The organism is Natrinema limicola JCM 13563 (assembly GCF_000337475.1).
GTDB classification, from domain to species: Archaea; Halobacteriota; Halobacteria; order Halobacteriales; family Natrialbaceae; genus Natrinema; species Natrinema limicola.
Window position 1 is genome coordinate 1 of the sequence record NZ_AOIT01000073.1, and the last position, 251, is coordinate 251.

At 58.6% G+C, this 251-nt stretch carries 1 rRNA gene; it reads right to left on the reverse strand.

From position 1 onward, the window contains the following. Positions 1 to 251, reverse strand: a 23S ribosomal RNA gene (locus C476_RS19180); the annotation flags it as partial.

Below are 251 nucleotides of genomic sequence, written 5' to 3' on the forward strand. Positions count from 1 at the left end.
GGGTTGCTCCCGACAGACCTTGGCTTTCGCCGCCACGAGTACCTGTGTCGGATCTCGGTACGGACAGTGTGCTCGCCTTTTCACGGGCTCTCGGTTGACCTGACTTGCGCTATCCTGCCATTCGGTCGCTTCGTGCCATTACGGCTTCCACGAACTTCGACAGTTCGACCGGGCGAAGGCCCGGCTCAGGCGGCCCCAAAGCGTTGGCTTTGAGTGCACACTGGCATAGGAATATTAACCTATTTCCCTGT